The sequence below is a fragment of the Streptomyces sp. NPDC014801 genome, from assembly GCF_043082085.1.
Taxonomy (GTDB): Bacteria; Actinomycetota; Actinomycetes; order Streptomycetales; family Streptomycetaceae; genus Streptomyces.
In genome coordinates, this window is the sequence record NZ_JBIBXG010000010.1 from 205681 (window position 1) to 224749 (window position 19069).

Annotated in this window: 17 protein-coding genes; 10 read left to right on the forward strand and 7 right to left on the reverse strand. The window is 74.2% G+C overall.

All coding sequences use genetic code 11. The features are described 5' to 3' along the window. Window positions 1-160: 160 nt before the first annotated feature. Window positions 161-1018: a PHP domain-containing protein gene (locus ACF1AL_RS24790; protein ID WP_366838402.1), complete on the forward strand. Its 858-nt coding sequence runs from the start codon at window positions 161-163 to the stop codon at window positions 1016-1018. Between the two features lie 56 nt (window positions 1019-1074). Then, window positions 1075-1680: a MarC family protein gene (locus ACF1AL_RS24795; RefSeq protein ID WP_366838401.1), complete on the forward strand. Its 606-nt coding sequence runs from the start codon at window positions 1075-1077 to the stop codon at window positions 1678-1680. An 81-nt stretch (window positions 1681-1761) separates the two neighbouring features. Here ACF1AL_RS24795 and ACF1AL_RS24800 read toward each other — a convergent pair whose 3' ends face one another. Next, the gene (locus ACF1AL_RS24800) at window positions 1762-1914 is read right to left on the reverse strand and encodes a hypothetical protein (protein WP_155060754.1); all 153 of its coding nucleotides are present in this window, start codon (window positions 1912-1914) and stop codon (window positions 1762-1764) included. A 224-nt stretch (window positions 1915-2138) separates the two neighbouring features. Between ACF1AL_RS24800 and ACF1AL_RS24805 the strand changes: the two genes are divergently transcribed. Further along, entirely contained in the window at window positions 2139-3044 is a 906-nt protein-coding gene (locus ACF1AL_RS24805) for an NYN domain-containing protein (protein ID WP_391827411.1), read from the forward strand. A gap of 29 nt (window positions 3045-3073) precedes the next feature. Here ACF1AL_RS24805 and ACF1AL_RS24810 read toward each other — a convergent pair whose 3' ends face one another. Together ACF1AL_RS24810 and ACF1AL_RS24815 are read right to left on the reverse strand one after the other, a co-directional pair. Continuing rightward, complete coding sequence (locus ACF1AL_RS24810) at window positions 3074-3958, reverse strand: alpha/beta fold hydrolase (RefSeq protein WP_391827413.1); 885 nt, start codon at window positions 3956-3958, stop codon at window positions 3074-3076. 392 nt (window positions 3959-4350) lie between these two features. After that, the gene (locus ACF1AL_RS24815) at window positions 4351-6939 is read right to left on the reverse strand and encodes a DEAD/DEAH box helicase (RefSeq protein WP_391827415.1); all 2589 of its coding nucleotides are present in this window, start codon (window positions 6937-6939) and stop codon (window positions 4351-4353) included. A gap of 562 nt (window positions 6940-7501) precedes the next feature. Here ACF1AL_RS24815 and ACF1AL_RS24820 point away from each other — a divergent pair. Beyond that, entirely contained in the window at window positions 7502-8239 is a 738-nt protein-coding gene (locus ACF1AL_RS24820) for a ferritin-like fold-containing protein (RefSeq protein WP_366838398.1), read from the forward strand. A 171-nt stretch (window positions 8240-8410) separates the two neighbouring features. Here ACF1AL_RS24820 and ACF1AL_RS24825 read toward each other — a convergent pair whose 3' ends face one another. The 4 genes from ACF1AL_RS24825 to ACF1AL_RS24840 form a co-directional block, all read right to left on the reverse strand. Next, on the reverse strand, window positions 8411-8677 hold the full coding sequence (locus ACF1AL_RS24825) for a hypothetical protein (protein ID WP_384211603.1): 267 nt from the start codon (window positions 8675-8677) through the stop codon (window positions 8411-8413). Window positions 8678-8884: 207 nt separating this feature from the next. Further along, a complete protein-coding gene (locus ACF1AL_RS24830) occupies window positions 8885-9112 on the reverse strand; it encodes a DUF3107 domain-containing protein (RefSeq protein WP_366838396.1) in 228 nt (75 codons plus the stop codon). 164 nt (window positions 9113-9276) lie between these two features. Then, window positions 9277-9921: a TetR/AcrR family transcriptional regulator gene (locus tag ACF1AL_RS24835; protein WP_366838395.1), complete on the reverse strand. Its 645-nt coding sequence runs from the start codon at window positions 9919-9921 to the stop codon at window positions 9277-9279. A 188-nt stretch (window positions 9922-10109) separates the two neighbouring features. After that, the gene (locus ACF1AL_RS24840; protein ID WP_366838394.1) at window positions 10110-10334 is read right to left on the reverse strand and encodes a hypothetical protein; all 225 of its coding nucleotides are present in this window, start codon (window positions 10332-10334) and stop codon (window positions 10110-10112) included. Between the two features lie 289 nt (window positions 10335-10623). On the opposite strand from ACF1AL_RS24840, the gene ACF1AL_RS24845 reads away from it, so the two are divergent. The 6 genes from ACF1AL_RS24845 to ACF1AL_RS24870 all read left to right on the forward strand — a co-directional run bounded on the left by ACF1AL_RS24845 (window position 10624) and on the right by ACF1AL_RS24870 (window position 19030). Then, window positions 10624-11694 (forward strand): alpha/beta fold hydrolase, encoded by a 1071-nt coding sequence (locus ACF1AL_RS24845; RefSeq protein WP_391827417.1) that lies wholly within the window; start codon window positions 10624-10626, stop codon window positions 11692-11694. Window positions 11695-11702: 8 nt separating this feature from the next. Then, window positions 11703-13493 (forward strand): DUF3152 domain-containing protein, encoded by a 1791-nt coding sequence (locus ACF1AL_RS24850; protein ID WP_391827419.1) that lies wholly within the window; start codon window positions 11703-11705, stop codon window positions 13491-13493. A gap of 330 nt (window positions 13494-13823) precedes the next feature. Next, a complete protein-coding gene (locus ACF1AL_RS24855; protein ID WP_391827421.1) occupies window positions 13824-15569 on the forward strand; it encodes a DUF3492 domain-containing protein in 1746 nt (581 codons plus the stop codon). A gap of 107 nt (window positions 15570-15676) precedes the next feature. Continuing rightward, entirely contained in the window at window positions 15677-17194 is a 1518-nt protein-coding gene (locus ACF1AL_RS24860) for a hypothetical protein (RefSeq protein ID WP_391827572.1), read from the forward strand. Between the two features lie 109 nt (window positions 17195-17303). Next, window positions 17304-18263, forward strand: coding sequence for an NAD-dependent epimerase/dehydratase family protein (locus ACF1AL_RS24865; RefSeq protein ID WP_391703314.1), 960 nt, complete (start codon window positions 17304-17306; stop codon window positions 18261-18263). Next, window positions 18251-19030 (forward strand): phage tail protein, encoded by a 780-nt coding sequence (locus tag ACF1AL_RS24870; RefSeq protein WP_391780131.1) that lies wholly within the window; start codon window positions 18251-18253, stop codon window positions 19028-19030. Before ACF1AL_RS24865 ends, ACF1AL_RS24870 begins: the two co-directional genes overlap by 13 nt. Window positions 19031-19069: the final 39 nt, after the last annotated feature.

A 19069-nucleotide genomic window follows, 5' to 3' on the forward strand; every position in this document is an offset into this window, starting at 1 on the left:
GGCGGGTGCGGGCTTTCGGTGGTTGCTCGCGCAGTTCCCCGCGCCCCTTGAGCGGGGTGGTGTAAGGGGTGTTCTCCTGTGCGGGGGTGACAGGGGCCCTTGAAAATCCGGTTATCCTTGGGTGTCCCCTTCTTGACCGTCGTCGCCTGGAGTCTGTGTCGTGCGTATCGATCTGCACTGCCACTCCACCGCGTCCGACGGTACGGACACCCCGGCCGAGCTGGTGCGCAACGCCGCCGCGGCCGGGCTGGACGTCGTCGCGCTGACCGATCACGACACCACCCGCGGGTACGGCGAGGCGATCGCCGCGCTGCCCGAGGGGCTCACCCTGGTCACCGGCGCCGAGCTGTCCTGTCGTATCGACGGCGTCTCCATGCATCTGCTGGCCTACCTCTTCGACCCCGAGGAGCCGGCCCTGCTCGCCGAGCGTGAGCTGGTGCGGGACGACCGGGTGCCGCGCGCCCGCGGCATGGTCGCCAAGCTGAACGCGCTGGGCGTGCCCGTCACCTGGGAACAGGTGGCGCGGATCGCCGGTGACGGCAGCGTCGGGCGGCCGCACGTGGCGACCGCGCTGGTCGAGCTGGGTGTCGTGCCCACCGTGAGCGACGCCTTCACCGCCGACTGGCTCGCCGACGGCGGCCGGGCCTACGTCGAGAAGCACGAGACCGACCCCTTCGAGGCCATTCGGCTGGTCAAGGGCGCGGGCGGGGTCACCGTCTTCGCGCACCCGGCCGCGAGCAAGCGGGGCCGGACCGTCCCGGAGTCCGCGATCGCCGCCATGGCCGAAGCCGGGCTGGACGGCATCGAGGTCGACCACATGGACCACGACGAGGAGACCCGGGACCGGCTGCGCGGCCTGGCGAAGGACCTCGGCCTGCTGGTCACCGGCTCGTCCGACTACCACGGCAGCCGCAAGACGGTCGAGCTCGGCGCGTACACGACCGACCCCGAGGTCTACGGGGAGATCACGCGGCGCGCGACCGGCGCGTTCCCGGTACCGGGCGCCGGCGGGGCCTGAGGCATCTCCTCACGCCCCCTCTCTTTCTCACTTCTCCCAAGGCTTGCACCACACTCATGTTCGACGTCGCTGTCTTCGGCTCTCTCTTTCTGACCCTTTTTGTCATCATGGATCCCCCCGGGATCACCCCGATCTTCATCGCGCTGACCGGCGGCCGTCCCGCGCGGGTGCAGAAGCGCATGGCGTTCCAGGCCGTGTGCGTGGCCGGCGGAGTGATCACCGTCTTCGGGCTGCTCGGCCACCAGATCCTGAACTACCTGCACGTCTCCGTGCCCGCGCTGATGATCGCGGGCGGTCTGCTCCTGCTGCTCATCGCGCTCGACCTGCTCACCGGCAAGACGGACGAGCCCAAGCAGACCAAGGACGTCAACGTCGCCCTGGTGCCGCTGGGCATGCCGCTGCTGGCCGGGCCGGGTGCGATCGTCTCCGTGATCCTGGCCGTGCAGAAGGCCGGCAGCGTCTCCGCGCAGGTGTCCGTGTGGAGCGCGATCCTCGCGATCCATGTCGTGCTGTGGCTGGTGATGCGGTACTCGCTGCTGATCATCAAGGTCATCAAGGACGGCGGGGTGGTCCTGGTGACGCGGCTCGCCGGCATGATGCTCTCCGCGATCGCCGTCCAGCAGATCATCAACGGGGTCACGCAGGTCATCCGGGGCGGCTGACCGGCCCGTACACGCGGCAGGGCCCCGCGCGGCGAACGTGCCGTGCGGGGCCCTGAAGCTTCTTGTGGGGGAGCCGCCCTGTTATGAGGCCGTGGTGTCGGCCGGGCGGATCCACAGGCGCTGCCCTATGGCGGCGGCCTGCTGAACGATCCGGTTGACGGAGGCGGCGTCCACGACAGTCGTGTCCACGGGCGTACCGTCGACGTCGTCGAGTCGCATGATTTCGAAGCGCATGGTGGCTTCCCCCTTCGTCTGGTCATCCTCCTGAGGAGAACTGCTGAGAGAGTGGAGCGTCTGGGCGTCGGTGCCCGCGTTCCGTACGTCGTAGTCAACCCGCTGCGTGTTACGAACATTCCCTACGCTAAAGAAATTTTTCGAACGACTAATTACTGACGAGTAAGACGTCGGGTGCGGAACCGAACGGGACCGGTTGTGCCCGTTGCGTGACCAACGGGACAATGGAGACGATGAACGACGACCTGGCGGCCCTGGCCGCCCGCATCGACCGCACGAACGAGCTGCTGCAGCGCATGCTCGCCGAGGTGGCCAAGACGCCCTCCACCCACGCGATCTTCGTCGACGCGGGCTACCTCTACGCGGCCGCGGGACGCCTGGTCGCCGGCACCGAGGACCGCCGCGCCTTCGACCTCGACGCCGAGGGCCTCATCGACGCACTCATCGACCGCGCCCGCAACGTCTTCGCCGACAGCCGCCTGCTGCGCGTCTACTGGTACGACGGCGCCCGCCGCCGCATCCACACCGCCGAACAGCAGTCCATCGCCGAACTCCCCGACGTCAAGGTGCGGCTGGGCAACCTCAACGCCAACAACCAGCAGAAGGGCGTCGACTCCCTGATCCGCACCGACCTGGAGTCCCTCGCCCGGCACCGCGCCATCAGCGACGCGGCCCTGCTCGGCGGCGACGAGGACCTGGTGTCGGCGGTCGAGGCCGCCCAGGGCTACGGCGCCCGGGTGCATCTGTGGGGCATCGAGGCACCCGAGGGCCGCAACCAGGCCGAACCCCTGCTGTGGGAGGTCGACAGCCAGCGCACCCTCGACCTCGACTTCTTCAAGCCGTACGTCTCCCGGCGCACCCCCGCGACCTACGAGGGCGCGCAGGCCGCACGGCCCACCCGGGAGGACGTCCGTTTCGTCGGCGCGCAGATCGCCGCCAAGTGGCTCTCCGCGCGGGGCCGCGAGTCCCTGGTGGAGCTGCTGCCGGGCCACCCCTACCTGCCCGGCTCGGTCGACCAGGACCTGCTCGTCGAGGCCGAGCGCCTGCTGCAGTACTCCCTGCGCGGCCAGGCCGACCTGCGGCGCGCCCTGCGCGACGGCTTCTGGGAGCACCTGCAGACGCAGTACTGAACGGGCGCCGGGGACCTTCGCGGCAGGCGCTAGCCCTCGGCGTCGGTCACCGTGTCCCAGAAGTCGGCCAGGGCCTCGGCGGTCGCGGCCGGCTGATCGGCGTTGGGGGAGTGCTCGGCGCCCTCGACCACCGTACGGCGCGCCCGCAGGCGTACGGCCATGTCGTCCAGCAGCGGCAGCGGCCAGGTGTCGTCGCGGGCGCCGGACAGGACGTGGAACGGCAGCGGGACCTCGGCCAGTTCGGCCACCCGGTCCGGCTCGGCGCACAACTGGCGTCCCGTGGCGAGCAGTTGCGCGGGGCGCGTGTTCAGCCAGCGTTGCCGCAGCTGCTCCGGACTCACCGGACCGCGCGCCGGGCCGCCGACCTCCTCCGGCGGGCCCATCGTCTGCATGACGTCCCACACCTGGGCCATCGTCATCACCGCGAGCGCGTCCCGCAGCAGCTTCACCCGCTGCTCCTGCGAGACGGAGATCTGCGCCGGGCCCGAGGACATCAGGGTGAACGAGCGGAACGGCGTGTGGTCGAGCAGTACGGCGGCGCGGCACAGCTGGCCGCCGAGCGAGTGGCCGAGCAGGTGCACGCGCTCGCCGAGGGCCGCGGCCTGCGCCAGCACGTCCCGCGCCAACTCGCTCTGCTGGTACGGCGACTCGTCGTCCCGCGGCCCCTCGGACTCGTTCTGGCCCCGCCCGTCCACGGCGACCGTGCGGTACCCGCGCTCGGCGAGCGGGGCGTGCAGCAGCGCGAAGTCCTCCTTGCTGCCGGTGTAACCGGGCACGAGCAGCGCGGTGCCCCGCGGGGCGACACCGGGCGCGACGGGCATGTCGACGACGGCGAACTCACCGCGGGCGGTGGCCAACCGCCCGGCACGGGCGCCTGCCGGCGGGGTGAACGGGGAGGAGTCGGGGTGGGTCACGAGGCGAGGATATGCGGCCGGGGGGCGGCTCGTTCGTCCGCGGGTGGGTGGCGGGCTGGTCGCGCAGTTCCCCGCGCCCCTGGGGGGGTGCAGTCCCACCGGCCGAGAGTCGGCGTTCATGCGTGCCGCCGGGCGGTTCGTTCGTCTGCGGGTGGGTGGCTGGCTGGTCGCGCAGTTCCCCGCGCCCCTGAGGGGGTTGCAGTCCCGGCTGTTCCGTAGCTGCGGGCAGTCGTGCCGCTGGGGCGGCACGGGTGGGCGCTGGGGGTACCCCCTGCACGTAGTGCTTGGGGGAGGCACCCCGCAAGCGCCGGGTTGCGCAGCCTACGGCGGTCACCGGAAACGCCGGCGGCCCGGCCCACACGCAGGTGTGGACCGGGCCGCCGGGGGGTGGATCAGCTGTCCGCGGGCTCGGCCGCAGCCGTCTTCCGGGTGCGCCGCACCGTCTTCGGCTTCGCCTCGGCCTCGGCTTCCGCCGACCCGGCAGCCGCCGTCTTCCGCGTACGCCGCACCGTCTTCGGCTTCGCCTCGGCCTCCGGCTCACCCGTGGTCTGCGCCGGGATCTCCGCCGTGGCCGCCGCGGTCTTGCGGGTGCGCCGCGCCTTCGGTTTGGCCTCCGCCTCCGCGTCCGTGCCCTCCGCCGTGTCGACGGCGGCCTCCGCGGCCTTGGCGGCCGCGGTCTTGCGCGTACGACGCGGCTTGGCCTCCGTCTCCGCGTCCGCCGGGGCGGCAGCCGCCGCCTTGCGGGTGCGGCGCGGCTTGACCTCGGCGGTCTCCTCGGCCGTGTCGACGGCCGCCTCCGCCGGAGCGGTGGCCGCGGTCTTGCGCGTGCGGCGCGTCTTCGGCTTGGCCTCGACGGCCTCGGCCGTGTCGACGGCCGTCTCGGCGGCGGCCGTGGCCTTGCGGGTGCGGCGCGCCTTCGGCTTGGCCTCGGCCTCCGGCTCGGCCGTGGCCTGCGCCGGGATCCCGGCGGTCGCCTCGGCGGTCGCGGTCGCGGTGGTGGCCTCGGCGGCCGGGGCCGCCTCCGCCGCCTTGCTCGCCGCGGTCTTGCGCGTACGGCGGGCCTTCGGCTTCGCCTCCGTGCCCTCGGCGGTCTCGACGGCGGCCTCCGCCGGAGCGGTGGCCGCGGTCTTGCGCGTACGGCGCGTCTTCGGCTTGGCCTCGACGGCTTCCACGGCCTCGGCCGTGTCCACGGCCGCCTCGGCGGCGGTCTCCGCCGTGGCCGTCGCCGTCGCCTTGCGGGTCCGGCGGCGCGGCGCGGCGGCCTGGGTCTCGGCCGGCTCCTCGGCGACGGGGGCGGCCGGAGCCGCGGGCTCGGTCACCGGAGCGACCTCGGCCTCCACCGCGGCCGCCTCCGCCGACTTGCGCGTCCGGCGGCGGCGCGGCTTCGCCGGCGCCTCCGGCGTGTCGAGGGCCGTCTCCACGGCCGTACCCTCCGACGCCTTCACGGCGGCGGCCGTACGGTCGCTGTCCGCCTCCGCGGCGGCCGTGTCCGGCGTCGTCACCGTGGCGGCGTTCTCCACCGGCGCGGCGGAGGAACCACCGCGGGTGCGGCGACGGCGGCGCAGGACGCGCGGTCCGCTCTCGGTGCCCTCGGCGGTCGCGGTGGCCTCGGCGGCCGGAGCCGTCTGCTCGGCGCCCGCCTCCAGCGGGGCCCCGCCGCGCGTGCGGCGACGACGGCGCGGCGAACGGTCGCGGTCGCGGTCCCGGTCGTGGTCCCGCTCACGGTCGGCGGAGCGGCCCTCGTCGCGGCGGCCGCCCCGGCCACCGCGCCCGCGGCCACCCCGGCCGCCCGGCTCGCCCAGGTCCTCCAGCTGCTCGGCGTCCAGGCCGGCGCGGGTGCGCTCGGAGCGCGGCAGGACACCCTTCGTGCCCTCGGGGATGCCGAGGTCGGAGAACAGGTGCGGGGAGCTCGAGTACGTCTCCACCGGGTCGTTGAAGTCCAGCTCCAGCGCCTTGTTGATCAGCTGCCAGCGCGGGATGTCGTCCCAGTCGACGAACGTGATCGCCGTACCCTTGGCGCCCGCGCGACCCGTACGGCCGACCCGGTGCAGGTACGTCTTCTCGTCCTCGGGGGACTGGTAGTTGATGACGTGCGTGACGCCCTCGACGTCGATGCCGCGCGCGGCGACGTCGGTGCAGACCAGGACGTCGACCTTGCCGTTGCGGAAGGCGCGCAGCGCCTGCTCGCGGGCGCCCTGGCCGAGGTCGCCGTGGACCGCGCCGGCCGCGAAGCCGCGGCGCTGGAGCTGCTCGGCGATGTCGGCGGCGGTGCGCTTGGTGCGGCAGAAGATCATCGCCAGCCCGCGGCCCTCGGCCTGCAGGATGCGGGCGACCATCTCCGGCTTGTCGAGGGAGTGGGCGCGGTAGACGAACTGCTTGATGTTCGCGACCGTCACGCCCTCGTCGTCCGGCGCGGTGGCGCGGATGTGGACGGGCTGCGACATGTAGCGGCGGGCGAGACCGATGACCGCGCCCGGCATGGTGGCCGAGAACAGCATGGTCTGCCGCTTCGCCGGCAGCAGGTCGATGATCTTCTCGACGTCGGGCAGGAAGCCCAGGTCGAGCATCTCGTCGGCCTCGTCGAGGACGAGGGACTTGATGTGCTTCAGGTTCAGCTTCTTCTGGCCCGCCAGGTCGAGCAGGCGGCCCGGGGTGCCGACGACCACGTCGACGCCCTTCTTCAGGGCCTCGACCTGCGGCTCGTAGGCGCGGCCGCCGTAGATCGCCGTCACCCGGACGTTGCGCACCTTGCCGGCGGTCAGCAGGTCGTTGGTGACCTGGGTGCACAGCTCGCGCGTGGGGACCACGATGAGCGCCTGGGGAGCGTCGGTGAGCGCCTCCGCGGGGGCCCGGCCGGCCTCGACGTCGGCGGGGACGACCACGCGCTCGAGGAGCGGGAGGCCGAAACCGAGGGTCTTGCCCGTGCCGGTCTTGGCCTGGCCGATGACGTCCGTGCCGGAGAGGGCGACGGGGAGGGTCATCTCCTGGATGGGGAAGGGGGTGATGATGCCGACGGCCTCCAGGGCCTCGGCGGTCTCGGGGAGGATCCCGAGCTCTCGGAACGTCGTAGTCAGGGTGCTGCCTCTTCTGTGTGCGCGGTGCGAGGCGAGCGCGGGGGTCGTGTCGGACCGTGCCGGGGACGTCGGCCGCCTTACGGAGAGCCGTACAGGCAAGCCGTAGAGCACGGGACCTCTGCCGACGCTCGAGCGCTCGTACCGCTGAGGGTGTCCCCCTCCGGGGCCGTACACGTGCTGCCGTACGGTCGGGGAGGGCTGGCGGGTCGGAGCCGATCGGGCCACCGACCGGGCATCCTCATACGTGCGGCCCGTCGAGACACTACGTCGGAACACGACCGAGTATTCGGCAGGCGCATTACCACCATACCCCGGATCGCCGCACACGCGATGGCCGATTCGGTCACGTTGTGGTCGTCACACTGTCGCGGCCGCTGCCCCCGTCGCCCCGCACGCGCGTGGCCGGTCGTCGCCGCCACTGTGGTGACCAGGGCTTCCGTCGTGCGGCGAGCGGGCTATTGTGCGCTGCATGACGAGCTCTGACAAGCCTGACCACGCCTCCGAAGGACCCACCGGGGTCGCCGCCCAGGACTGGGCGACGGCATCCGCCGAACCGCAGTACCGGGCCGCCGTCGTGGACCTGCTCGGCGCGCTCGCCTACGGCGAGCTGGCGGCGTTCGAGCGGCTGGCGGAGGACGCCAAGCTCGCGCCCACGCTGGCGGACAAGGCGGAGCTGGCGAAGATGGCGTCGGCCGAGTTCCACCACTTCGAGCGGCTGCGCGACCGGCTCACCGAGATCGGTGAGGACCCGGCGCAGGCCATGGAGCCGTTCGTCGCCGCGCTCGACGGCTTCCACCGGCAGACCGCGCCCTCCGACTGGCTGGAGGGCCTGGTCAAGGCGTACGTCGGCGACTCGATCGCCAGCGACTTCTACCGCGAGGTCGCCGCGCGCCTGGACGCCGACACGCGCTCGCTGGTGCTGGCCGTACTGGACGACACCGGGCACGCCGGGTTCGCCGTGGAGCGGGTGCGCGCCGCGATCGACGCCGACCCGCGCGTCGGCGGGCGGCTCGCGCTGTGGGCGCGGCGGCTGATGGGCGAGGCGCTCTCGCAGTCCCAGCGGGTGGTCGCCGACCGGGACGCGCTGTCCACGATGCTGGTGGGCGGGGTCGCGGACGGGTTCGACCTCGCGGAGGTCGGCAGGATGTTCTCGCGGATCACCGAGGCGCACACGAAGCGGATGGCTGCGTTGGGCCTCGCGGCCTGAGCAGCGGGTGTGCTGCCGCCTGACGGCCGGGTGCGCTGTGGTCTGACGGCCGGGTGCGCTGCGTCGGGGTGGTTGCGGGGGATTGTGCGGCTGCGGGTCGGTTGTGGCTGGTCGCGCAGTTCCCCGCGCCCCTGTTGGCTCGGCTTCGCCTTCGCCTTCGCCCCGCTCGGCTTACGCCGTCGCTGATCGGCGCAGGCGGCCCGCGGGGCGCAGGAGCAGGGAGAGGGACGCGGCCGAGACGATGGCCGCGCCGATCAGGCTGGGCAGGACGCTGTCGGTGCCCAGGGCGCTGTGGGTGACGAAGTCGCCGAAGAGGGCGCCGGCCACGCCTGTCGCGAGGACCAGTGCGCGGGCGGGCAGCCGGTGGGACAGGCGGTGCAGCGCGGCCCAGGCCAGGACCAGACCGAGCACTGCCGAGCCGAGCGCTTCGAAGATCATCGCGGGTCCCTCCCAGACGACCGGACACTGCATCACAGGCGATACCCACCCGGTACCAAGGTCGTAGCCCGTCATACCCGTGACCTGCGGAATCCAATCATCGGCTGTGAGGCGGCTGTGCGCAGCCGGTGAAGGCCCGGTGAGCGGGAACGCCGGAGGGGGCCGGCGGTTCCGCACCGCCGGCCCCCTCCGAATGCGCGCCGCGCCCTACAGCGCGCCGAAGCCCACCTTGCGCGGGGCCGGCTCGCCGATCTCGACGTAGGCGAGGCGGTCGGCCGGGACCAGGATCTTGCGGCCGTGCTCGTCCTTGAGGCTCAGCAACTGCGACTTTCCGGCCAGCGCCTCGGCCACCGCCTGCTCGACCTCCTCGGCGCTCTGACCGCTCTCCAGAACGATCTCGCGGGGCGCGTACTGCACGCCGATCTTGACCTCCACGGCTATGTCCCTCCGACGGTCAGTGAAGTGCGCGAACCTTCCGCGCCGTACCCAGCACACATTAGCCCGGTGAGGGGACCCGCACGCTCCGCGCCGGGCACGCCAACAGCGAACAGCCGGCGGGAACAAAGTCCCGCCGGCCGTCGTGGTCCCCGCTCGGGGTGTCAGTGGTGCTGCTCGGTGCCGTGCAGCGGGAAGCCGGCGATGCCGCGCCAGGCCAGCGAGGTCAGCAGCTGCACCGCCTGGTCGCGAGGCACGCTGCGGTCGCTGTGCAGCCAGGACCGGGCCACCACCTGGGCCAGCCCGCCCAGGCCGGACGCCAGCAGCATCGACTCCGCCCGGGAGAGGCCGGTGTCCTCGGCGATGACGTCGCAGATCGCCTCCGCGCACTCGTTCGTGACCTTGTCGACGCGCTCGCGCACCGCGGGCTCGTTCGTCAGGTCCGACTCGAAGACCAGGCGGAACGCGCCGCCGTCGTCCTCGACGTAGGCGAAGTAGGCGTCCATGGTCGCCCGCACGCGCTGCTTGTTGTCGGTCGTCGACGCGAGCGCGCCGCGCACGGCCTGGATCAGGGACTCGCAGTGCTGGTCCAGCAGTGCGAGATAGAGGTCGAGCTTGCCCGGGAAGTGCTGGTACAGCACCGGCTTGCTGACGCCGGCGCGCTCGGCGATGTCGTCCATCGCGGCGGCGTGGTAGCCCTGCGCCACGAAGACTTCCTGGGCGGCGCCCAGCAGCTGGTTCCGTCGGGCACGGCGCGGCAGGCGCGTGCCCCGCGGGCGTGCCGCCTCTGTCTGCTCGATGGCTGTCACGCCGCCTCCCAAAATCGTCCACATGCGGTGTGCGCCGCGCCGCCATCGTACTTTTCGGTAACCCGGGTGTGCGCGGTGCGAACGCAGAATTTCACGGACCGGACGGTGGCGAAAGTCGGGGAAAAGGTTTCAAACCGGCGCCGAGCGGGCAAAAAACGGCCTCTCTCCAGCTCGGCGCGGGCCCGAGATCAGCGGTAGTCGTCCTCGTCGAGGGAGACGACGCGTGCCTGCTCCAGCAGGTCCGCCTCGTTCGCCCGGCCGGGATCGACACCGGTCAGCGGGTCGTCGCGGTCGGGGGCGACCGGTGCGTGCTGTTCGGCGGCATCGGCGTCGGGCGCCTCGACGTCGAACTCCGGAGCACCCTCTTCCTCGGTCTCCTCGAACGTCTCGGGGTCGGTGGGGTCAACGGCCATCGGACGGGCTCCCTTCCTACGAACGTCCCTGGGAGAAGCAGGGGTCACACCCGGGTGCCCTCTCCCAGAGCGTAGGAGACACCGGATGCGGACGCCATGCCATCGTGCCGCCCGTACGGCGGACGGCGGGGCCGCACACGCGTGCGGCGCGACGGACGACAGCCCCGTACGCGCGCGTGGTGCGCGACGGGTGACGGTGCGGGTGCCCGTTGGGTTCCAGGCGACTCCTGTGACGCCGAACACGGCCGAACACGTGAGCCAGTACGTGATCGTCTCGTAACATTGCCGCATGTCTTCGACCGAGCTGCCCGCCGTGCCGCCCACCGATCTGGCCCCGAAGGCGGCGCCCGTCAGGGTCGCGGAGGGCGAGCGGCTGAGGTCGGTCGGACTGCCCGGCATCACCCTCACGGTGCGTTCCCGGACGCCCGCACGCGACGGACTGCCGCCCGCGCTGTACGTCCACGGGCTCGCCGGTTCCTCGCAGAACTGGTCCTCCCTCATGGCCGGGCTCGACGGCGCCGTGGACAGCGAGGCCCTCGACCTGCCGGGCTTCGGCGACTCGCCGCCGCCGGACGACGGCGACTACTCCGTCACCGGGCACGCGCGTGCGGTGATCCGCTACCTCGACGCGTCCGGGCGCGGACCCGTGCACCTGTTCGGCAACTCCCTCGGCGGCGCCGTGTCCACGCGCGTCGCCGCGCTGCGCCCCGACCTGGTTCGCACGCTCACCCTCGTCTCACCCGCGCTGCCGGAGCTGCGCATCCAGCGCTCCGCCGTGCCGACGGCGCTCATCGGCGTGCCCGGCGTGGCCGCGCTGTTCACCCGGCTGACCCGCGACTGGACGGCCGAGCAGCGCGTCCGCGGCTCCATGGCCCTGTGTTACGGCGACCCCTCGCGCGTGTCGCCGGAGGCCTTCCGGTACGCCGTGGAGGAACTGGAGCGGCGCATGGAGCTGCCGTACTTCTGGGACGCGATGGCACGCTCCGCGCGCGGCATCGTCGACGCCTACACGCTGGGCGGCCAGCACGGGCTGTGGCGCCAGGCCACCCGGGTCCTCGCACCCACCCTCCTCGTCTACGGCGGGCGCGACCGGCTCGTCGGCTACCGCATGGCCCAGAAGGCGGCGCGCGCCTTCCCCGACGCACGGTTGCTGACGCTGCCCGAGGCCGGGCACGTCGCGATGATGGAGTACCCGCAGGCCGTGGCCGCCGCCTTCCGCGACCTGCTCACGGACGTGGAGGGACGGCCGGGGGCGGCCTCCCGGTCCGGGGCGGCGGGGGCCACGGCCACGGCCGCGTACTCTTCCAGGTCCGAGAACGAGTCCGAGTCCGCATCCGAGTCCGCGAACCAGGGGAGCTGAGGCGCGAGGTGGGACGCCACAGCAGGCGGGGGCCCGCGCCGAAGAAGGCGCCCGGCGAGACCACACAGACCACCGGGGGGACGGGGGCGGGAACGGGGCGTGAGGCGGGAGCGGGGCGCGAGTCCGCGCCGGCGCCCCTGCCGCATCCGGGTCCGGCACCCCGGCCGGCGCCTTTCGCCCAGCAGAACCCGATGCCGACGACTCCCCGCATGCCGGGAGCTCCCCAGAGGCCGGCGGCTCCCCAGACGCCGGGACCGCGGGCGGGGGACGGGGGACCGGGGCGCGCGACGCCGCCAGGGCGCGGGCGCGCTGTGCCGCCGGGGAACGACACGCCACGGCTCCCGGACGGGACGCCGGCTCATGGCGTGCCGCGCATGTCTGACGGGACGCCGGCACGCGGTGTGCCACGGCTGGCGGACGGGACGCCCGCCTACGGCGTTCCGCGTCTGCCCGACGGCACTCCGGCGCGGGGTGTGCCGCGGATGGCAGACGGCACCCCCGCGCACGGTGTTCCGCGTCTGCCCGACGGGACCTCCGCGCACGGTGTGCCGCGGATGTCGGACGGCACCCCTGCGCGAGGTGTCCCGCGCCTCCCCGACGGCACGCCCGCGCGCGGCGTCCCCCGGGTCCGCGGCGGGCATCCCGAGCAGCGGGAACCCGGCGGTGGCTGGGGCGAGTGGGGTGGAGCCGGAGGTGCCGCCCCGGCGCGTGGCCCGGGACCGCAGAGCGTCGGCGTACCGATACCGCGGCAGCGCCGCGCGCCGCACCGCGGGCCCCGGCAGGACTACCTCGACGCGTTCGAGGGTCTCGGCGGCGACGGCCCCGACGCCCGTGACGACCTCTTCACCCCGCCGGGGAACGCCCCCGGCCGCTCCACCGGCCTGTCCGCTGACCCGGCCGCCGACCCGCGCGCCGGCACGCTCACCGGGGCGGCCGCCCCGCCCGGTGCCGGACCGCAGGACACCGGCCCCGCCGCCGACGACCTGCCCGCCCGCCCCAGGGGCGGCAAGGGCCGTACGTTCACCGGCATCGCGGCCGCTGCCGTGACCACCGTGCTCGCGATCATCGTGGCCGGTCAGGTCGCCGACGGCCACGACGGCGGGGTGCGCGCGCAGACGGGCACCGATCAGGCGCGCGACGTCCGCGACCCCGCCTCGCGCGGCGAGGGCCGGCCGAGCCCGTCCACGTCGGCGGCCCCTTTGACGTACGCCCAGAAGATGGCGCAGACGTACCCGCTCAGCGCCACGCTGAAGGGCCCGGGGACCTTCGACGCGGTGCCCGGTGCCGACAAGGCGCCCGGGAAGGGGCAGAAGTACACCTACCGGGTGGACATCGAGCAGGGTCTCGGCCTCGACGGCGCGCTGTTCGCGGAGGCCGTGCAGCAGACGCTCAACGACCCGCGCAGCTGGGCCCACGGCGGCGCCCGCACCTTCGAGCGCGTCTCCTCCGGCAAGCCCGACTTCGTCATCACGCTCGCCAGCCCCGGCACCACCGCCGCCTGGTGCGCGAAGTCCGGCCTGGACACCACGGAGGACAACGTCTCCTGCGACTCGGCCGCCACCGAGCGCGTGATGATCAACGCCTACCGGTGGGCGCAGGGCTCCCCGACCTACGGCAACCAGATCTACGCCTACCGGCAGATGCTGATCAACCACGAGGTGGGCCACCGTCTCGGCCACGGCCACGTCACCTGCGACAAGGACGGCCAACTGGCGCCGGTCATGCAGCAGCAGACCAAGTTCCTGGACCACGACGGCATCCACTGCCGCCCCAACCCGTGGCCCTACCCCGGCCGCTGACCCGCGCGGCGGACCTGCCGCACCCCTGACAGGTCCGCCGACTCTCCTGGGCCAGTCTGCCGGCCCCCGCGGCCGTTCTACCGGATCCGGCGGCCGGTCCCGCGGGCCCCGCGGCGCGTCCGCGGGGGCGTGACGCGTGACGTTTCGCAACCGCGCGATCTCTTAGCGCGACCGAACGCGACCCGCACGGGAAAGTTACGACCGTTCACCCCTTTTGGTGGTGCGACGGACAACCGTCCATCGCGCCACCGCCTTGTCCGCATACGTTCGTCCCGCTGCGAGCCGCCGGGCCAACGGCGGCTCCCCACACGGGAGATCGGGGGTGTACGCGTGCGCATCGGACTGATTACGGAGGGTGGCTACCCGTTTCTGAGCAGTGACGCCGGGCCGTGGTGCGACCGGCTCGTGCGCGGGCTCGGGCAGCACGAGTTCGAGGTCTACGCGCTCAGCCGCAGCCGGCACCAGGAGGACGAGGGCTGGGTCCCGCTGCCGCCGCAGGTCAGCCGGGTGCGTACGGCGCCGCTGTGGACGGCCGAGGACGACGGGGTGGTGTACGGGCGGCGCGCGCGCCGGCGGTTCGCCGAGTGCTACGGCGAGCTCCTGGCCGCGATCTGCGCCGACCCGTCCGCCGACCCCGCGCGGAGCGCGCAGCCCTCCGGGACCGGTCACGCCTCTCAGGCGGACCGTTTCAGCAACGCGCTGTACGCCCTCGCCGACCTCGCCCGCGACGAAGGCGGACTGGTCGGCGCGCTCCGCTCGGAGGGGGCGGTACGCGCCCTCGAACGCGCCTGTCGTGCGCCCGGCGCGCTGCGCACCGCCCGCGAGGCCCGGGTGCCGGACCTGCTCACCGTCACCGCCCACCTGGAGAGCGCCCTGCGCCCCCTCTCGCTCGACTGGTACGACGACGCGGGGCTCGGCTCGGCCGACCTGTGCCACGCTGCCTCCGGTGGCACCGCCGCCCTGCCCGGCCTGCTCGCCGGCCACTTCTTCGGCGTACCCCTGCTCGTGACCGAGTACGGCGTCCGGCTGCGCAGCCACTACCTCGCACACGGCACCGACGCGGCCGCCGCCCCCGCCGTACGCGCCCTGCTCGCCGCCTTCCACGGCCGGCTCGCCACCGAGGTCTACCGCCGGGCCGCGTGCGTGACGCCCGGCAACGCGCACGCCCGCCGCTGGCAGGAACGCTGCGGCGCCGACCGGGAGAAGCTGCGCACGGTGTACCCGGGCATGGACGCGAGCCGTTTCGCCGAGGTCGGCGAGGCACCGGACGCCGCGGACCCGGACACGCTCGTGTGGGTCGGCCGTGTCGAACCGGCCAAGGACCTGGTGTCGCTGCTGCACGCCTTCGCCGAGGTCCGCAAGGAGGAGCCGGGCGCGCGCCTGCGCATCGTGGGCCCCGCGGCCGGCGCCGAGGGCGAGGCGTACCTCGGCCACTGCCGGGCGCTGGCCGCCCAGCTCTTCCCGGACGAGGCCGACGGGCTGCACGCCGTGGGCGACAACCCCGTCTCCTTCGAGGAGATCGGCGGTCCGGAGCTGCCCACCCTCGCGGACGCCTACGCCGCCGGTGCGGTCGTCGTGCTGTCCAGCGTCGTCGAGGGCTTCCCCATCGGCCTGGTCGAGGCCATGTTCTGCGGCCGGGCCACCGTCTCCACCGACGTCGGCGCGGTCGTGGAGGTCATCGGCGGCACCGGGCTCGTCGTACCGCCGCGCAATCCGCGGGCGCTCGCGGAGGCGTGCGTGGCGTTGCTGCGCGACCCCGAGCGCCGTGCGCGCCTCGGTGCCGCCGCACGCGCGCGTGCGCTCGAACTGTTCACCGTCGAGCAGAACGTCGCGGCATTTCACGGCATTTACCTGGAGATCGTCTCCCGCTGCCCGGTCACCCGCGAGGTCCTCGACGACACCGGCGAGCCGCTGCCGTTCGGCGTTCCGGCCGAGGCGCATGTGCCCGGCAACTGGACCGACTCCGGCGCGCGCGTGGTGGCCCGCGGCGGCCCCGGCTGGGCGGCGGCCGAACCGGTCCAGGCGACGAGCCGTACCGGCACCGCACCGGTCCCGGCGGCGGAGGGAGCGCGATGAGCGCGATGAGCGCGACGGGAGACTTCGACCGCCCGGGGACACCCGGCAACCCGGGAGCCTGGGACGCGCGCTCGGCCCAGCTGCTGGATGTGGAGCTGGACGAGAGCATGGACGCGGACGTCGACCAGGGCGTGGACGCGGACGCCGACGAGGCCGTGGCCGGTGGCGAGGTGCCGACGCGGCGTGACACGCACGCCGAGCGGTCCACGCATGAGCGGTCCGCATCCGAGCGGTACACGTCCGAGCTGTTCACGCCCGAGCTGTTCACGCCCGAGCGGTCCGCATCCGAGCGGTCCGCATCCGAGCGGTTCACGTCCGAGCGGTTCACGTCCGAGCGGTTCACGTCTGAGCGGTCCGCGCCGGAGCCGTCGGCACCCGATTCCTCCGTGGCGGGCGCAGGGGCGAGGGCGGAGACCGAACAGGGCGGCCGCGGCCGCCCGGCACCCACCGCCACCGCCGCCCCGGCCCGCACCGCTCCCGCCACCCCGTCCTCCGCCGACCGCAGGCCGCCCACCCCCCGCCGCGGCGCCGTCGACCCCGTGAAGGCGCTGATGCACCGGCACCGGGAGCTGTGCGAGCGGGCCGTCGACCCGTTGGAGATCGCGGCCGGTCTGGAGGCGCACGGCGTCACCGACCGCACCGCCGCCCGCTTCCGCCACCGGGACGTCTTCTCCCTCGCGGAGGAGATGTACGCGCGCGTGCCCCGCTCCGGCGACCAGCCCGCCTCGGCTCCGCCCTCCGCCGCGGCTCCGGAGCGGGCGCGTCCGGCCTGGCTGCTGCTCTCGCTGCTGCCCGGCACCCTGGGCGCCGCGACCGTGGCCGGCCTGCGGCTCACCGACGGCCGCGCACGTCTGTTCGTCACCGTGGCCGGTGTGCTCGCGGTGGCCGCCGCGCTCCGGGCCGTCCTGCGCCGGGGGCCGCTGAGCCGGCCGTACCGCACGGGCAGGGGCGCCCGCCCCGCCGGCACCCGGGGCGGGACCTGGTGGCTCCTCGCCTACGCCGGCCTCGGCGACGCCCTGCTCACGGCGGCCCTCACCGGAGGCCCGGACGGCCTGCCCGACGGCACCGCGGTCGGCGCGTGGCGGTTCGCCGCCGCCCCCGTGCTGGCGCTGGCCCTCTCCTGCGCCCCCGCCGCCTGGTGCGCCCACCTCCTCTCCGCCGGCGCGCGCCGCAAACTCGCCGCCAGCCGCGGCCTGGAGGAGTTCGCCACCGCCGTACGACCGCTGCTGCTGGGTGTCTTCGCCCTGTTCCTGGCCGCGCTCACGGGCCTGCTCGCCCTGTGCGCGGTGGCCCTGGACGAACCCGCCGGCGCTGCGCAAACGCTCACCCTCGGCGCCCTCCTCCTGCTCGCCCGCCTGCTGACCACGCACGGCGCGACGCGCGCCCCCGGGCTCGTGCTCCGCGCCACGGCCGTGGGCGAGGCCGCCGTCCTCGCCGCGGTCTTCACCGCCCGGCTGCCCGGCTGCGGCTTCCTCGCCACGCCCGTCGACCTCCTCGTCGACGCCCTCGGCCCCGGCAGCGTCCCCGCCCTGCTGTGCGGGGCGTCGGCCCTGACCCTGCTGATCCACGCGACCCGCACCCTCACCCGGGCCTCGGCCCACGCGCGAGCGGACCACCCCCGGTGAGCCGCCGGCAGCCCACCCCCCACCGGGCCGCACGCCATCGCAACACCCCTGAAGGAGAACACCAGATGATCACCTCCCGACCCGAGACCTCGGCCACGGGAGCCGCCCGATGAGGGTCCTGCTGATCGGAGCCAACGGTTTCCTCGGCCGGTTCGTCGCCGACCGCCTGATCGCCGACCCGGCCGTCCAGCTCACCGCGCTCGGCCGCGGCGACGACGCCGACGTCCGCTTCGACCTCGCCAGCGGCAGCCCCGGCGCGCTCACCCGCTTCCTTGACGCGGTCCACCCCCAGGTCGTCGTCAACTGCGCCGGCGCCACCCGCGGCGGCGCCCGCGAACTGACCCGGCACAACACCGTCGCCGTGGCCACCGTCTGCGAGGCGCTGCGGCGCAGCGGCTGCGGCGCCCGCCTGGTGCAGATCGGCTGCGGCGCCGAGTACGGCCCCAGCCAGCCCGGGTCCTCCACCGCCGAGGACGCCGTGCCGCGCCCCGGCGGCCCGTACGGCGTCAGCAAGCTCGCCGCCACCGAGCTGGTGCTCGGCTCCGGCCTGGACGCCGTGGTGCTGCGGGTGTTCTCGCCCGCCGGGCCCGGCACCCCGGCAGGCTCCCCGCTCGGCCGGCTCGCCGAGGCCATGCGGCGCGCCATGCAGTCCGGCGACGGCGAGCTGAAGCTGGGCGGGCTCGGGGCGCAGCGGGACTTCATCGACGTCCGTGACGTGGCGCGCGCCGTGCACGCGGCCTCGCTGTCGGCCGCGCAGGGCGTGATCAACATCGGCTCGGGCCGTGCCGTACGGCTGCGCGACGCCGCCGCGATCCTGGCCCGGGTCGCCGGATACGGCGGCGCCCTGCACGAACTCGACGGCCCGCCCGGCCCGCTGCGCGCCGCCATCGGCCACCCGCGCGCCGACTCCGACCACGCCGCCCCGATCGCGTACCCCTACCCCGACGGCTGCGGCAGCTGGCAGCAGGCCGACGTGCGCACCGCACGCGACCGGCTGGGCTGGCGGCCCCGGATCAACCTCGAAGAGTCCCTCGCCGACATCTGGATGGAGGCGGCATGCCGCATCTGACCAGCACGACCACGGGCACGGCCGGCACGCTCCTGGGCACCGGCCTCGGCATCCCGGGCCTCGCCCACCCCCTCGTCGCGCCGGCCGAGTGGGGCGAGCTCACCCGGCCCGGCACACCGCTGCACTGGGTCGTCCTCGACGTCGCCGACGGCCCCGGCACCCGACCCGACCCGCACTGCCTGGAGGCGACCGGACGGCTCCGCAACGCGGGCGTCCGCGTCCTGGGTCGGCTGGACGCCGAGCACGCCGCCGCCGGTGTGGTCGGCGACGCCGAGCGCTATGCGCACTGGTACCAGGTCGACGGCTTCCTGCTGGACCACTGCCCCGTCGACCGCGCCGACCTGCCGGCCGTGCGCCGCACGGTCTCCGCGCTGCGCGCACGGTGTGAGGATGCCCACATCGTCCTCGGCCACGGCACCCACCCACACCCCGGCTACGCCGAGACCGCCGACCAGCTGGTCACCTTCAACGGCGCCTGGGGCGACTACCGCTGGTCGCAGGCCGCCGAGTGGACCGCGGACTACCCGCCGGAGCGCTTCTGCCACTTCGTGCACGGCGTGCCCCGCCCCCACCTGGAGGAAGCGCTGCGCATCGCGCGCTGGCACGGCGCGGCCACGATCTGGTTCACCGACCGCGTGGCCGGCGGCGGCCGCCGCGGGACGGACCGGGGAGACCGGGGAGTGGACCGGGGAGCGGACCCCTGGTCGACGATGCCCGGGTTCTGGGACGAAATCGTCTCGCGTATCGGAACAGGTGTCTCGGAATGAAAAAGGCCATGGCACTGTTACGGGGAGAACAACCGTAGT